Origin of the sequence: Dolichospermum sp. FACHB-1091, from assembly GCF_014697585.1 — a bacterium.
In the GTDB taxonomy this organism is placed as follows: Bacteria; Cyanobacteriota; Cyanobacteriia; order Cyanobacteriales; family Nostocaceae; genus Dolichospermum.
Genome location: NZ_JACJSB010000003.1, coordinates 126,968 through 141,293 on the forward strand (window position 1 = coordinate 126,968; position 14,326 = coordinate 141,293).

16 protein-coding genes are annotated in these 14,326 nt (G+C 39.0%); 5 read left to right on the plus strand and 11 right to left on the minus strand.

What is annotated here, in order from left to right; all coding sequences use genetic code 11:
- The first annotated feature begins 55 nt into the window (after positions 1 to 55).
- On the plus strand, positions 56 to 805 hold the full coding sequence (locus H6G25_RS02710) for a TPM domain-containing protein (protein WP_190391153.1): 750 nt from the start codon (positions 56 to 58) through the stop codon (positions 803 to 805).
- An 82-nt stretch (positions 806 to 887) separates the two neighbouring features.
- On the opposite strand, the gene urtD is transcribed toward H6G25_RS02710, so the two are convergent.
- From urtD to urtA, 4 genes are all read right to left on the minus strand, one after another.
- Positions 888 to 1,631, minus strand: coding sequence for an urea ABC transporter ATP-binding protein UrtD (gene urtD / locus H6G25_RS02715; RefSeq protein WP_190391154.1), 744 nt, complete (start codon positions 1,629 to 1,631; stop codon positions 888 to 890).
- Complete coding sequence (gene urtC / locus H6G25_RS02720; protein WP_242034866.1) at positions 1,606 to 2,781, minus strand: urea ABC transporter permease subunit UrtC; 1,176 nt, start codon at positions 2,779 to 2,781, stop codon at positions 1,606 to 1,608. The genes urtD and urtC overlap by 26 nt, the downstream gene beginning before the upstream one ends.
- 41 nt (positions 2,782 to 2,822) lie before the next feature.
- Positions 2,823 to 3,983 (minus strand): urea ABC transporter permease subunit UrtB, encoded by a 1,161-nt coding sequence (gene urtB, locus H6G25_RS02725; protein WP_190391155.1) that lies wholly within the window; start codon positions 3,981 to 3,983, stop codon positions 2,823 to 2,825.
- A gap of 251 nt (positions 3,984 to 4,234) precedes the next feature.
- The gene (gene urtA / locus H6G25_RS02730; protein WP_190391156.1) at positions 4,235 to 5,551 is read right to left on the minus strand and encodes an urea ABC transporter substrate-binding protein; all 1,317 of its coding nucleotides are present in this window, start codon (positions 5,549 to 5,551) and stop codon (positions 4,235 to 4,237) included.
- A gap of 694 nt (positions 5,552 to 6,245) precedes the next feature.
- Between urtA and H6G25_RS02735 the strand changes: the two genes are divergently transcribed.
- On the plus strand, positions 6,246 to 6,515 hold the full coding sequence (locus H6G25_RS02735; protein WP_028089999.1) for a YciI family protein: 270 nt from the start codon (positions 6,246 to 6,248) through the stop codon (positions 6,513 to 6,515).
- A gap of 74 nt (positions 6,516 to 6,589) precedes the next feature.
- Here the strand turns inward: H6G25_RS02735 and H6G25_RS02740 are convergent, their stop codons facing one another.
- The 6 genes from H6G25_RS02740 to H6G25_RS02765 form a co-directional block, all read right to left on the minus strand.
- Entirely contained in the window at positions 6,590 to 6,781 is a 192-nt protein-coding gene (locus H6G25_RS02740; protein WP_028083513.1) for a hypothetical protein, read from the minus strand.
- 224 nt (positions 6,782 to 7,005) lie between these two features.
- Positions 7,006 to 7,680, minus strand: coding sequence for an HAS-barrel domain-containing protein (locus tag H6G25_RS02745; RefSeq protein ID WP_190391157.1), 675 nt, complete (start codon positions 7,678 to 7,680; stop codon positions 7,006 to 7,008).
- Between the two features lie 198 nt (positions 7,681 to 7,878).
- On the minus strand, positions 7,879 to 8,073 hold the full coding sequence (locus H6G25_RS02750; protein ID WP_190391240.1) for an NAD(P)H dehydrogenase subunit NdhS: 195 nt from the start codon (positions 8,071 to 8,073) through the stop codon (positions 7,879 to 7,881).
- 129 nt (positions 8,074 to 8,202) lie between these two features.
- Entirely contained in the window at positions 8,203 to 9,513 is a 1,311-nt protein-coding gene (gene rodA / locus H6G25_RS02755; RefSeq protein WP_190391158.1) for a rod shape-determining protein RodA, read from the minus strand.
- A gap of 104 nt (positions 9,514 to 9,617) precedes the next feature.
- Positions 9,618 to 10,688, minus strand: coding sequence for an Mrp/NBP35 family ATP-binding protein (locus H6G25_RS02760; RefSeq protein WP_028090002.1), 1,071 nt, complete (start codon positions 10,686 to 10,688; stop codon positions 9,618 to 9,620).
- A 204-nt stretch (positions 10,689 to 10,892) separates the two neighbouring features.
- A complete protein-coding gene (locus tag H6G25_RS02765; RefSeq protein WP_190391241.1) occupies positions 10,893 to 11,405 on the minus strand; it encodes an SRPBCC family protein in 513 nt (170 codons plus the stop codon).
- A 369-nt stretch (positions 11,406 to 11,774) separates the two neighbouring features.
- Between H6G25_RS02765 and hemF the strand changes: the two genes are divergently transcribed.
- The 3 genes from hemF (at position 11,775) to H6G25_RS21005 (ending at position 13,937) form a co-directional block, all read left to right on the plus strand.
- Complete coding sequence (gene hemF, locus H6G25_RS02770; protein WP_028090004.1) at positions 11,775 to 12,821, plus strand: oxygen-dependent coproporphyrinogen oxidase; 1,047 nt, start codon at positions 11,775 to 11,777, stop codon at positions 12,819 to 12,821.
- Positions 12,822 to 13,064: 243 nt separating this feature from the next.
- Positions 13,065 to 13,772, plus strand: a complete 708-nt coding sequence (gene psb29 / locus H6G25_RS02775) for a photosystem II biogenesis protein Psp29 (protein ID WP_190391159.1) — start codon at positions 13,065 to 13,067, stop codon at positions 13,770 to 13,772.
- A 54-nt stretch (positions 13,773 to 13,826) separates the two neighbouring features.
- Positions 13,827 to 13,937 (plus strand): hypothetical protein, encoded by a 111-nt coding sequence (locus tag H6G25_RS21005; RefSeq protein WP_242034867.1) that lies wholly within the window; start codon positions 13,827 to 13,829, stop codon positions 13,935 to 13,937.
- Here the strand turns inward: H6G25_RS21005 and H6G25_RS02785 are convergent.
- Positions 13,912 to 14,274: a phage holin family protein gene (locus H6G25_RS02785; RefSeq protein WP_028090007.1), complete on the minus strand. Its 363-nt coding sequence runs from the start codon at positions 14,272 to 14,274 to the stop codon at positions 13,912 to 13,914. The genes H6G25_RS21005 and H6G25_RS02785 overlap by 26 nt on opposite strands.
- Between the last annotated feature and the right edge of the window lie 52 nt (positions 14,275 to 14,326).

Genomic DNA, 14,326 nt, shown 5'->3' on the forward strand with positions numbered 1-14,326 from the left:
CCAAGTCCCTCATTATGTAGTATTTTGATTGCAAGTCTGTTTAAGGATTCATACCATGCAACAGTTACTCAAAAAAATATTTAGTAACAAAAAATACTTTACTCGTCTTCTTTTACCTCTACTGGTAATGGTGATGGGGACTTCGCTGTTTATTTTACCTGCTTCTGCTACTGGTGTATACGAAATGCCAGGTTTAACAGCAGATACTTGGATTTTAGATCAAGGTGATGTGATTAGCCGATTTAATGAAGGTAATCTGACTAAGACTTTCAAGGATTTGGCTCAGGAAACTGGCTATGAAGTAAGACTTGTAACAATTCACAGGCTTGACTACGGAGAAACACCGGAAAGTTTTGGTCAAGGATTATTTACTAAATGGTTTCCCACAGCAGCAGAGCAAGCTAATCAAGTGTTACTACTAGTTGATACTGTTACTAATGGTACTGTTTTAATTAGTGGTGATAATATTAAGTCTCTATTGACTGATAGTATCGCCCAGAGTATTACTGAAGAAACATTAGGTACATTATTGCGTAATGGCAATAAATATAATCAAGGTTTTTTGGATGTGAGCGATCGCCTGGTTGCGGTTCTATCTGGTAAACCAGATCCAGGTCCACCACAGAAAGTAGAAACTGTAAAAGTAGAAGGAACATTCACTAAAGCGGAAGACACTGATAAAGGGAATGCTACTGTTTGGGTTGTAGGGCTTTTAATTGCGGCTACTGTGATACCAATGGCCACATATTATATTTACCAAGTGTTTCAACCAGCAACTAAAGAACCTAAGGAATCAGGGGAATAGGAAGATGTTTTAAAAGTATTTCCGGTAATATTAAAGGTTCAGTAACCTAACCCCCAACCCCTTCGAGGGGAGGGGTGTAATTTTATTCCTGTTTTCCCAAATATACTTCAATAACGCGGGGGTCATTTCTGACTTGCTCAAAATCACCTTCACACAATACCGAACCCTCATGTAATACCGTCACCTTCTTAGCAATTTGTCGCACAAATTCCATATCATGTTCAATGACTAAAATTGAATGACTTTCCGCTAATGTTAATAACAAATTACCGATATTATAGGTTTCTTCATCTGTTAAACCAGCTACAGGTTCATCAACAAGTAATAAATCAGGAGATTGTGCTACTAACATTCCAATCTCCAAACGTTGCTTTTCTCCGTGGGATAATAAAGCCGCTGGAATATTTGCTTTTGCAGTTAAACCAATGGTTTCTAATAAGCCTTTGAGACTATTTTTTTCCGCAGAATTGATCGAACGAAACAAGGTAGAAAAAACATTTTTTTGACGATTACTAGTGATTTCTAAATTCTCAAAAGGTGTTAAATTCAGATAAATTCGCGGTGTTTGAAATTTGCGCCCAATTCCCAAGCGTGCAATTTGATGTTCAGCTAAAGAACGTAAATTTTTACCCTTAAATAGAACTCTTCCTATGGTTGGTTGCACCTTACCCGTAATCACATCTAAAAAGGTAGTTTTCCCAGCCCCATTTGGACCTATTACTACCCGCAATTCACCAACATTCATACTAAAGTTTAGGCGATTTATGGCCTTAAAACCGTCAAAACTAACGGTGACATTTTCAGTTTCCAAGATTTTGGCGTTCATGTTTCACTTCCATATCTTCTTCTAAACTAGGATAGGTATCAGAAAATTTTAATTGCTGACGTTTCCAAAAAGGAATATTTTGTTTATTTAACCATCCCATGATGCCGTCAGGAAGCAAAATAACGATAGTTAATAATAGTATACCCTGAAAAAATAGCCATATTTCGGCGAATTGTTCACTCAAAAAAGTGCGGGCATAATTAACTAATAAAGTGCCAATAAATGCCCCAGTTAACGTCCCTCGTCCCCCCACAGCCACCCAAATCACCATTTCAATAGAAAAGCCAATATCCATGGATCTAGGGGATACAGAACCACTTTGAACGGTGTAAAATGCCCCAGCTATACCAGCAATTGCTCCCGAAACTGCAAATACTAATACTTTAAAGTCTGTGGGGTCGTAACCAGAAAATCTGACCCGACTTTCATCATCACGAATAGCTATTAATAATCTGCCAAAACGTCCACTAGTTAACCAGCGACACAGCCCATAAATAGCCGCCAAAAATATCACCGTCAAGACATAAAAAACAAATTGAGTTTTGCTATCACTAACTATAGCACCACTGCCATTAATTCCCCAAGATAAAGGCGGAAAAGTGGTAAAATCTATGAGTCCATTTGTGCCATTGAAAAATTGTTGTTGTCCATTAAAAAAATTGAAAAATACAATAATTGCAGCTTGAGTCAAAATTGAAAAATAAACCCCCTTAATGCGATTACGAAATACTAAATATCCTAGTAATCCTGCTAACAAACCTGGAATCATCACCACAGCAGCCATAGACAGGGGAAAAGAAGAAAAAGGCCGCCAAAATCCAGGAAGTTCCGTAACACCATAAAGCGCCATAAAATCCGGTAATTCCCCCGTAGGAACTTGCAATTTTAGGTACATAGCGATCGCATATCCACCCAAACCGAAGAAAATCCCATGTCCCAAACTCAATAAACCAGCGTAACCCCAAATTAAATCAATTCCTAAAGCCACAATAGCCAAAGACAAAAATCGTCCCAATAAATTCAGACGAAAATCTGAAAGTAACACCGGCATAATCAAAATCAAAATTAAAGCGATCGCACAAACCACCCCAACTTCAACTAATATTAAATTTCGCCCCTTTTTAATTTTCATCATTCCTAACTTATCCATTTTCTCAAATCCACGTTTATCTGCGGTTAATTTCTCATAATTTAAACATCAACATGACGACCCTTTTGGGGAAAAATTCCTCCTGGCTTCCATTGTAAAAACACAATAATCAACGCAAAAACCATCACCTTAGCCATACTTGTAGTTGCAAAAAAACTCAATAAATCAGCCAAAGGCTTAACCCCACCCAACAACAAAGCCAAAGTTCCCGAACCAATCAAATAATTAATTGTCCCAATTCCCAAAGCGGCCAAAATCGTACCAGCTAAATTACCCACACCACCGACAACCACCACCATAAAGGTGTCAATAATGTAATTTTGTCCAGTATTTGGTCCAACAGAACCGAGTAAACTAATTGCACATCCAGCTACACCAGCTAACCCTGAACCCAGCGCGAAAGTAATCGCATCAACTTGTTGAGTGGGGATACCCAAACAGGCGCTCATACTGCGATTTTGGGTTACAGCCCTAATTCTTAATCCCCAATGAGAACCTTGCAAAAATAGATAAATTCCCCCCACACAAATAATCGTCAAAGCAATAATAAATAACCGCGCATAGGGTAATTGTACACCTGCTAAAGATACGCCAGCTTGTAACCAACTAGGGGCTGTAACATCCACATTTTGAGCGCCAAACCAGGGTAAAGTTACTCCTTGCTGATAAGTTTTACCTAACAGATCACAAATTGTAATTGTCAATCCTAGCGATAAAAATAGTAAAACTCCCACAACCAAATTACGAGTTTTCTGCAAATTATTCCGAGAATTTAAAATCCATAAACCCCCAAAAAACAGAAGAGAAAACAAAGCTATCCCGATGATCAATAATAAATTCACACTGCGGACAAACTGCTGAAAAATTAAACTTACTCCCCAGGTTGCTAACAGAGTTTCTAAAGGTCGTCCATAGAGATAACGAATTACGCTTTTTTCCAGAATTAATCCCACACCAGCAGTGAAAACAAAAGCGATAATCAAAGCCAAAAATATATAAACATCAAACCAAACCCCACCCAATTGCTTACAAACATTTTGGACAACAAAAGTTGTATAAGCACCAAACATCATTAGCTCACCATGAGCCATATTAATGACACCCATTAAGCCAAATATGATCGCTAATCCTAACGCAGCAATTAATAAAACCGCGCCAATACTAACACCATTAAAGACAGCTTCTAAAAAACCTGTTAACATTTTCTCCCCGCAATTATCAATTTATTCTTAATAGTCAGTTGTCAGCCATTAGTTATTTTTTAGTTATTTTCACATCACAAAATTGCTACTCAACAAAGTACAAATATGAATAGTAAAACTCCTGTGGGGTGGGCATACTTCGGCAAGTGTTACAGTGAGCTTGTCGAACTGCTCAGTACAAGTCTTGCCCGCCCATACATACCTCATTGAGATGCAATTGTATAACTAACCGCTGACAACTGATCATAAAATTAACCTTTCTTGTATTTACCACCTTTTGCGGGATCGGACCAATCACAAGCAAATCCCTTAGTCTCTTTCACAAATTGATTCCAGGGAACTGGTTCAACTGGTGCGGGGGTAGCATAAACAATGTCAAATAGGCCATCCTGTCTGACTTGACCAATCCGCACAATTTTTGATATGTGATGATTCGCATTAACTGTCACTTTTCCTTCCGGTGCATCTATAGTTTGACCATAGGCCGCAACCCGGACTTTCGCTAAGTCAGTTGTAGTGGCTTTTTCTACCGCTTGTTTCCATAAATACACCGCAATATAGGCGGCTTCCATTGGGTCATTTGTTACTCTATTTTCACCGTATTCTTGCTTAAAAGCCGCCACAAATTTCTTGTTCGCAGGTGTGTCTACTGTTTGAAAATAATTCCAAGCGGCATAATGTCCTTTTAGATACTCCACACCAATAGCTTTAACTTCCTCTTCCGCAATACTCACAGACATGGAAGGATACTTATCTGGTGTCAATCCCGCTCCTTTCAACTGTTTGAAGAAAGCAACATTACTATCACCATTTAGAGTATTATAAATCACTCCACCTTTTGGTAAAACTTGCTTAATTTTCGTGATAATAGCTGTTACTTCCGTATTACCCAAAGGTAAGTAATCTTCCCCAACAGTTTTCCCACCTAAAGCCTCTAATTGAGCTTTAATAATGTTATTAGCAGTGCGGGGGAAAACATAGTCAGAACCGACTAAAAAGAACTCTTTACCTTTATTCTTCAACAACCAATCAACAGAAGGTTCAATTTGTTGATTTGGGGCTGCACCAGTGTAAAAAATGTTTTTAGAACATTCTTGACCTTCATACTGCACAGGATACCACAGCATATGGTCTTTACTCTCGAAAACTGGCTTGACATTTTTGCGACTAGCGGAAGTCCAACAACCGAAAACTACAGCTACTTGATCCTGGTCAATCAATTTAGTAGCTTTTTCTCTAAAGGTATCCCAATTAGAAGCGCCGTCTTCCACAACTGCTTCAATTTGTTTACCTAAAACACCCCCAGCGGCGTTAATTTCCTTAATTGCTAGTTTTTCCGCGTCTACCACACTTTTCTCGCTAATGGCCATTGTGCCACTGAGAGAATGTAAAATACCTACCTTGATGGTTTTACTATCCGTACTAGCTACGGTAGGTGTACTGGTAGATGCTGCGGGACTATTCGCAGTGTTGGGGGTATTATTAGCACAAGCTTTTAAGAAAATGCTACTACCAATACCCGCAGCACCGTAAAGCAGAAACTTACGTCGGTTAAATTGTCTACCCATATTTTTGATTAGTTATCTTTTTAAAGTGAGATATTAGTTCCATATTTAACTATTAAACTGTGATGTGCTATACAAAATTGTAATTTATTTTAATAAAAATCTACCTCAAGATAGATGAAAATATAATTTCTTTCTCATTGGCATTGGTTTGGGATTGGTGTAATAACCACATACCTAGCTACCTCCCCGCCAGCGATTAGCAGGTTAGGATATACTTCATATAATTATAAATATCTGTATAAATGCCGAGATTTATATTAAATGTTATTAAGTATGGATTAAGGATTTCGCGGATTTTTAAGACAAAAAAGTGCCTGGTTTTGGCTAATGGTGTCTCAAAATGAATTGCATTTTCCTTTGTCGGATTTGGAAAATTGAGGATATCCAGACAGTTTTAACTGTTCCCTGTTCCCTGTTCCCTCCCCTCACAGACAACTTTTATGGCTACGCCACGCAGGCTATCAGCAAGCCCTAAGTATACAGAGATGTTGGTGAAATTACAGCATTTTTCATGTATTTGTACCACACGCTAATTTTTCTATTCCTTTCTTCCTTTGCGTCTTTGCGCCTTTGCGTGAGATATAAAATGTGGTTCATTTACCCGAAAATCGCTGTAAAAACTTAATCATCAATCTCTATCTGAAAAAAACCTCATGTTGCTATAGTTTTTAATAACTATCAATCATCAGCAGTTATGACAAAATACATAATGTGGGGAAGTTACTGTGAAGACGTATTAACGAAACGTGAACCCTATCGTCAAGATCACTTAGCAGGATTAGCAAAACAGAAGCAAGCGGGGATTTTGATTACTATTGGACCGACAAAAGATGTAACTCAAGTTTTTGCTATTTATGAAGCCGAAGACGAAAACACCGTTCGTCAATTAGTGGAATCTGATCCCTATTGGCAAAACGGTATTTGGATAGAGTATTCTGTTAAGGAGTGGATTCAAGCTTTTTAGTCAATTTGCACAATTTTTAACAAAGATTCTCACAAAGATAATTAATTCATAATTGGTTGGTAATTATGAATTAATTATCCTTTCAACGCTTTTCTAAAATTGCGACGATAGGATGGATTAGCCAAAAATAAAGCAGGCCACAACAAAGCTAAACCTATGCGGTTGGGTAAAGTTTGGTTAAAATTAGTTCTGTTAAATCCAGTCCAAAATTTCCACACACCACCAACATAAATCACGATTAGTCCAAAAATAAGTAATTTGATCATTATCATCAACTCTCTTAATCTAGGAAAGGGGAAAGCCAACTAAGTAGGTTGGCGTTAAAAATTGTTGTTATGACAAGGGAACAGGGAACAGGGAACAGGGAAGAGGCTTCGCCGTGAGCGTCAGCCGAACGGTTTTGGGTAACTTTACTTTTCGTTATATATTTCGGTTTTTTTCCGTTCACCTACTTAGTTAAACGCAATTAATTAGGGTTTGTCAAAAATCACTATGGGTGGATTTGACTCAAAATAAAGCGCAGACGGTCATAATCATCCTTGAGTAATATACTCAGGTGTCGTCCGGCTTTAATCAACCATTCTCGCTCAGTTTTGCGTAACTGATACACTCCACGTATAGCTGCTGCGGCCAGAGAATCTACTGGCGCACCATTAATCATCAGCAATGTTCGCAGAAAATCCAAATCTTCAGTAAACTGAATAATGGCCTCCGGTTGACAGCGATAAACGGCTTGGTGAATTTGTGGGGGACGAGGTGGCAAATATTGATACATCTTGCCATGATGACTATTTATAGATTTTTCCTCAAATCCCACAATTGCGGCTCTAAATTCAGTTTTTAGCATAGCAAATATTTGGGGTTGTTCCTCACGCAAAGCTTCTAAGGATAACCCTAAAGCAACTGCCCGATGTACAGAATCAACAGGCATAGTTGTGGCATGATAGACTATAGCATAAACTTGATTACCAGATTCTTCATCCACAGCACTCACCCAACTACCAAAAGGTGGCATTGGTGGGAAACTCAAGTCTTCCGGTTCTAAACACTGAGCTAAAAATTCTGTAGTGTTGGTTTCAATTACTTCCGCAAAATGTTGAGAATAGCGATTACTAGGTGGCAATCCGCTATCACCCGTAGTGAACTGTGGTAAAGGTAAACGCATGAACAATTAAGAATTAAAAAAGGACGACACGCAAGTGTCACAAAAAATTATCATCTTTTCTTTGTAGTCAGGGCTTTAGCCCTGATTTTGTCCCCATAGCGTCTCAAAAAGAGGACTAAAGTCCTGACTACGATCTCATGTATTATGCAAGTTGCGTGTCTAGAATTTAATATTTACTAATGACCACTGACTAACTTGCTATTTCCCCTTTTTCTGGACTGTAGTTTCCACAGATTCTAATTCTGGGAGACGGAAAGTAATTATTTTATCCCAATTACCACCTTCAAATAGTACAGCCACTTTACCATCACTAACTCGTTGTACAAGTCCTTCAGAGCGATAATATATATCAGCGGGATTTTTGACGCGAACAGTTGTTCCTGGCAGGATCATCATATTATATTTACCCTCCTTGATTTCCTATTTCTAGCTTAATGCTTTTAGGGAGGAATGAGTGTCAATATTTTTAGGCCGCAGATGTTAATATTCGACTATATCGGACTAGATTTTTGTGATTTAAACTCAATACTTTTGACGTTGACGATAATTAGCTACAGATTCTACTATACCAATAGCAATAAAGTTAGTCAACATGGCCGATCGCCCATAACTCATCCATGGTAAAGGAATTCCTGCCACTGGTGCTAAACCCACGGTCATGCCAACATTAACAATAAGTTGAAACACAATCATGGATAAAACGCCAATGGCTAAAAGCGAACCAAAGTTATCTTTAGCGGTTTGTGCTACATGAAGTAAGCGCAAACAAATTAAGCAAAAGATAGATAGTAAAATTAAGCAGCCCACAATGCCAAATTCTTCAGCAACGGCCGAAAAAATAAAGTCTGTATGTTGTTCAGGAACGAAATTCAGTTGAGTCATAGGACCTTTAAATAAACCCCAGCCCCAAATTTCACCAGCACCAATAGCAATACGCGATTGAATTAAGTGATAACCCGCACCCAGAGGATCATGTTCAGGGTTAATAAATACACTCAACCGATTTTTTTGATATTCTTTCAATATATGATTCCAGGCAAAAATACCTAATTCACCACCGAGCATATTTAAACATAATGAACCAATAGCAGCAATACCAAATCTCTTCCAGGGCAGACTAAACCAACCGACTATTCCCATGGCCACTGCCCATATTAAACCTAATATACTCAATGATATTTCTTTAGATAACATTATGGGTGTTGATAATGGCCAAGATATACTAAATAAGATGGCGGCTATGACAGGGGAAATCATGAGTATTAACCAGCCGGGGTTAGCATTTGCCCAATACAACATTCCCAGAAATATAGCCCCAAATACAAGAGATGTGGCTAAGTCTGGCTGTAAAAATACCAATGCCCAAGGTATAGCCGTAATTGCCAAAACCCGGAAAACACTTTCCAGTGTGGAGGCTGTAGACCTATGTAATAAAGCAGCTAAGGTGATAATTAATCCTATCTTGGCAAATTCCGAGGGTTGGACATTAAAACCAGCTATACTAATCCAACGCTGTGCGCCTTTGGCACTAGTGCCGGCAAACATGACCGCTATTAAACTAAAGTTAGTTAGCCCGTAAATAAACCAATGCCATTGTATTAGATTTTCGTAACGACAACGAGCTAAAAATAAGGCGATAGTTGAGCCAATACCGGCTATTAACCAGTGCCACCACCAGTCGGTTACAGGTTGGTTGAGTTCTGTACTCAGAATCATCAGCCCACCAAACATACTAACGGCAACGGGTAAAAAAAACAATAGCCCGTCCATTTGTTGCCAAGGCTTGAGCCAATATTGCCAACGCATTTTCGGGAAAGAAGGTTTTGATAACATTGTGTGAGGCGGAGGGCTTTAAAGGGGTACTGGGTAATTGGTAAGGGGTAATTGGTAATGGGTAATTGGTAATAAATTATTCCCAATCACCTCTTCCCAAAATTCTATGTCAAGGCATTAACTGATACTTTACCTGCTACAGTAAGAGCGATCGCTGTTAAGGCTTTAGCTGCGGCTGTGTCAGGTTCACCAATAACTATTGGTACACCATTATCACCGCCTATTCTCGTAGAAATCTCTAATGGTACACATCCTAATAAGGGGACTCCTAATTCTGTGGCTGTTTTAGAACCACCCCCAGAACCAAAAATGTCATATTGTTTATCTGGTTGATCTGGGGGTATAAAATAGCTCATATTTTCCACAATTCCCAAAACTGGTACATTTAACTGCTGGAACATCCGTAAACCCTTACGGGAATCCAACAGGGAAACAGTTTGTGGTGTAGTCACAATTACAACCCCTGCCATGGGTACAGCTTGGGTTAAAGTTAATTGAGCATCTCCTGTTCCTGGTGGCATATCCACAATCAGATAATCCAATTCTCCCCATTCTACTTGATAGAGAAACTGCCGAATTACACCATTGAGCATGGGACCACGCCAAATGACAGGCTGATCTTTATCAATTAAGAAGCCCATAGAAACTAGTTTAACACCATGATTAAATGCTGGTTCGAGAATGTCGCGGCCATCACTGGAACGAACATTAATTTCAGCGTCACTCAAACCCAACATGGTGGGATCATTTGGTCCGTAAATATCCGCGTCTAATAAACCGACTTTAGCCCCGGTTTGTGCTAAAGCAACTGCAATATTTACCGCCACTGTACTTTTACCAACACCACCTTTACCGCTAGAAACAGCAATAATATTTTTCACTCCGGGAACACCATTGCGGTCTGGTAAGCTTTTTTGCTGGGGTGTTTCTGCTGTGACTTCTATAATTACATCTGTGACACCGGGCAACTTTTTAACAGCTTTTTGACAATCTTCAACTATAAATTCCCTGAGAGGACAAGCAGGGGTAGTTAACACCAAAGTGAAACTAACCTGGCCACCGTCAATTTTAACGTTGCGAATCATGTTTAGTTCTACCAGACTTTTACGAAGTTCTGGATCTTCTACTGGTCGCAACACTTCCAGGACTGAATGGGAATCTAAGACATCATACATAATGTGTTTACCGTTGCTGCTTCTATAAAGCTTAAAAAATTTTCATTGATAGATGAATCTTAACTTTATTGGGTAGGACTTACGCACAAGTCACGGAATAATGAACCACGAAGGAACGAAGAGAACGAAGAAAAGAGGGTTTGAGAGATATTTTGCGTAAGTCCTGTTGGGGTCATTAGTCATTGGTCAAGAATTTCCCAGACTCTAAAAATCAAAGCAGCCACCATGTAAAGATTTTTTATGGGATAATCCAGGATTTTCTACAGATTCTATCAGCGCTCTAGCCACCCGATCTACATAAGGACGAGATAAAGACCAAATGAGGGGGGATAACCAACCACGCAAAGTCACAGAATAAGATAAGTAAGATCCGCAAAGGGTTGATTCTACTTGGTATATTACTCTTTCTTCTATACCAGGAATTGCTAAAACCCGGATACTTAACGTCTGTTTAGGACTGACTCGTTCTACAAAAATCCGAATCGGAATTGGCCAAAACCTTGTCACTGCTTGAAAAATTAAGCCCGGCTTGGGGACTAATCCTAAGGGAACATTGGTACTTTTAAGTAGGGGATGCCAGGAAACATCTGTTAAATCTACGACTTTTTGCCAAAGTTCATCTACGGAGGCAGAACTGATTTCTCGATAGGTTCGCACTAGGGACGCACAAAACCGCCGACGTTTACCGTGGATGAGTTTGGATAACCAATTTGGTATGATTTTGATCTGCTGCATATAACCGTGACAATGCTTAACATTGCTTGATATTTTGTCTGGTAACTATGACTGTTGAAAAAATTGTACTCAAACTCCTCCTTGTGAAAAAAACTATGGAGAAAGTCTGTAAACAAAATCATAAGATTATTTGTATAACTAGGAAAATGATCCCTCAGATATGATATCTGTGGATAAGAATAACTTTCCGTGCTAAAGGAGATTGACAGGCGTTTTGAACGGTTGTGTTTTCACCTCTAATAAAAAGCTGTTCTGACAGATTAAGCCGGATTTTTGACTCTGACTGCTGACAAGTTTTGACAACAAAAATTTGTAATTGTTTAGAAATTGTAATTTTAGGTTCGGGAATCTATGTTAACCAACTCACAAACCCCCACTATCACAAAAGAATCATCTAATTTTCTCCCTGGTGTCAATGCTCAGGCTAGAGTTAGTCAGTTTATGCAGTATGTTCAAGACCAAATTACCCAGGGTTTAGAAAAATTAGATGGTGTTGGTAAGTTTCAGGAAGATAGTTGGCAGCGTCCAGAAGGGGGTGGTGGGCGATCGCGTGTACTACGAGATGGTAGAATATTTGAACAAGCTGGTGTGAATTTTTCTGAAGTTTGGGGTTCTCATTTACCACCTTCGATTTTAGTCCAACGTCCAGAAGCAGAAGGACATGGTTTTTACGCAACTGGTACTTCTTTGGTGTTACACCCACGCAATCCTTATGTACCTACGGTGCATTTGAATTACCGCTATTTTGAAGCAGGTCCTGTGTGGTGGTTTGGTGGTGGGGCAGATTTAACACCTTATTATCCCTTTGCTGAAGATGCAGTACACTTTCATAAGACTTTAAAACAAGCTTGTGATCAACATCATCCTGAATATTATCCTGTGTTTAAACGTTGGTGTGATGAGTATTTTTATCTGAAACATCGGGGAGAAACACGGGGAATTGGCGGTTTATTTTTAGATTATCAAGATGGTCAAGGTTCTATATATCGCGGTCCAGATCCTCATGGGGACGCTGCTATTTATAGTAATCAGGTGGGGGATTTACCATCACGCACTTGGGAAGATATATTTGCTTTGGTTCAAGACTGTGCTGGGGCATTTTTACCAGCCTATACCCCCATTGTACAACGTCGCCATGACATGGAATACGGCGATCGCCAACGGAATTTTCAATTATACCGTCGTGGTAGATATGTAGAATTTAATTTGGTTTATGACCGAGGAACAATTTTTGGACTCCAAACCAACGGTCGCACAGAATCAATTCTCATGTCTTTACCACCTTTAGTCCGTTGGGAATATGGCTATCAACCAGAACCAAATTCTCCCGAAGCCGAGTTGTATGAGACTTTCCTTAAACCTCAAGATTGGATTAACTGGAAACCAATTCAAGAATAGGCAGTTGATAATTTATTGATAATTGATTGATAATTGACAGTTATCAACTTCCGGTTATTCGCCTAAAAAACCATGACACTAAAGGACATTTATAGGTAAGTATCATCCCATATACATGATTTGATACTTACCTTAACTGTGGTGGGCTTACCCGGGAATATAGCTTCAAGAGAACTTGAACTATTTAGCCCTAATTGGTTCATACTAGAAAATGGAAATACGTCCCTCTTAAAAATTCTCTTTGTGAATAACGTCCGTACAGTATCTGATACAAAAAAAACGTTCTACACCCTTCATACCAGGCCGATTAATACTATTTACCGCCGGGTAGTGGAAGAATTGATGGTAGAAATGCACCTACTGTCAGTCAATGTTGATTTTAGCTATGATGGGATTTATGCTTTGGGCGTTGTGACAACTTTTGACCGCTTCATGGCTGGCTACCAGCCAGAACAAGATCAAGAGTCAATTTTTCAAGCAATTTGTCACGCAGTGGAACAGGACCCCCACCGCTACCGACAAGATGCTTCTAGATTACAAGCTTTAGCGGCCAAGGTACCAGTTCAGGATTTAATTGTCGGTTTGAGTCAAGCAACTCTCTTAAATCAAGATGCAGATTTACAAAGACAACTAGAGGCAATTGCAGCCAATTCTAACTTTAAATACAGTCGCTTATTTGCTATTGGTTTATTTGCATTATTGGCAGAATCTGCTCCGGCATTGGTCAAAGATGATACACAACGAACTGAAGCACTAAAAACGATAGCCAAAGGGTTACATCTTTCAGAAGACAAACTGATCAAAGATTTAGAACTATACAGTTCTAACCTAGAAAAAATGGCGCAAGCACTCATCGTCATGGCAGATATATTGTCAGCAGACCGCAAAAAACGGGATCAACGACAACAACAAGCGGAGACAACTACCGCACCATCTAGAATCAATGAATAAGTAATGGATATCGGTGATAGGTGATAGGTGATAGGTGATAGGTGATAGGAAGTAATGACCAATTACCAATTACCAATTACCAATTACCAATTACCAATTACCAATTACCAATTACCAATTACCAATTACCAATTACCAGTTATACACCCAATAATTTGTAAATAATATTATTGATAATAGTAAGTGCAAAAGCGCCTAAAATAGCACTCCAAATACCAAAACGCAAATAGAAACCATCTACCAACCAAGCAGCAATACTAAAACAAACAACAGCTATCATAAAGGTGAAGATACCAGATAATAAATCAAAACTGGCTAAACTTGGAACCACAAACAAAAGTTTGAGAATTGGCTTCACAAGTGCTGTAATAATACCTAAAACTGCTGCGGATAAAATCGCCTTTTCTGGAGTATCAATTTCCACTCCCAAAGGTAATTTACTAATAAAAAACAAACTAACAGCGGTGACTAACCAAACAATTAACAGCGTCGTAATATCCATTACCATAACCCCTGAAACGTAAATGGTGATTGGTGATAAATTACCTGGTTAA